The 1,111-nt window shown below is 30.8% G+C and carries 2 protein-coding genes; both read left to right on the top strand.

Features of this window, described 5'->3' with window-relative positions; all coding sequences use genetic code 11:
• Positions 1-628 precede the first annotated feature (628 nt).
• Positions 629-832, top strand: a complete 204-nt coding sequence (locus tag BK137_RS21650; protein ID WP_038184514.1) for a hypothetical protein — start codon at positions 629-631, stop codon at positions 830-832.
• Positions 833-914: 82 nt separating this feature from the next.
• A partial coding sequence (locus BK137_RS21645) for a hypothetical protein (RefSeq protein ID WP_076066911.1) occupies positions 915-1,111 on the top strand: 197 nt, incomplete at its 3' end.

Below are 1,111 nucleotides of genomic sequence, written 5' to 3'. Positions count from 1 at the left end.
GTTCTAACAAAATAAGTCCTGGTCTTATGTAAATTATAAGAACCAGGACTATTTTTGTCTTTATTAATACTAATCATATGATAGTTTTGAGAAACTAATTGTTCGAAAATAGATGGATGCCAGGATTAAATGAAGAATCAATATTTCATGTTACGTTTGAGTTAAGCAAATCTAATTGCATATTTTTCCCCATGTCTCTTATATGCTTTAAATAATGGACTAAAAAAGAAGCTGCAAGAGGGACAGGACCATCATGGACAATTAGTGGTGGTACAGCTGTAGATTTGTAAAAAAGATAGATTATTTATTATAAAGTTATTTCGATTGTAATATTGATTAATAATTTGTAATAAAGTTTGATAAAAATCATCTAGCATATATATATTTCTTAGGAGTGAGATGATTTTTTATTTGGATATGTAAGTAAATCACGATAAAGATTGTGAAAAAATGCACTTAAACTAACGGGGCAGTTTAGTTGAAGAAGAGGTTTTTTTGCGAATGTGTTGAATAAGTTAATATATGTAAAATATCGAACGAAAAGGGTTGCTTTACTTCAAGTCAGGGGGTGGCACTTTTTTCTTAAATTAACGCAGGACAGTTTAAGAATATTTATAGGGGGCATTTTATGATTAAGTCTTTAAAAGGGCAATTTATCTTATCTATATTTGTTGCTCTTGGCTTTGTTTATGTTAATTTTTCTAGTATTGAGTTTATTGCTGACAAGAGGGAACCAACCGGTCGGGTAATATTTTTCTTCATCATGATTTTATCGGTGTTTAATGCTGGATTATTGACGGAAAAATACATTCAAACAAGAAAGAAGAAATAACTTTTATCCAACTAACGGGTGCGTTTGTTCAGTAAGAGCAACCGCTATTGTGCTAACAACCAGGATTGGAGGGAAGAAAACTTTGGAAGAAAAAAAACAATCGAAACTAGAAAAATGGAGAATGAAATATGGTTCATTAGCTGTTGCTTTGGGATGTTTATATTCTTTGATAGTTACTTGGGGAGAAGGTTGGTTATTTACAGCAATAATGATTTTAGGGGTCTTCATATGTGGTTCTTTTGCAATTTTTGATTTAAAAAATAGTACATACAATCGGAT

The organism is Viridibacillus arenosi (genome assembly GCF_001955655.1).
GTDB lineage: Bacteria > Bacillota > Bacilli > Bacillales_A > Planococcaceae > Viridibacillus > Viridibacillus arenosi.
Note: the sequence above shows the minus strand (reverse complement) of the source record. Positions and strands in the feature narration are given on the sequence as shown.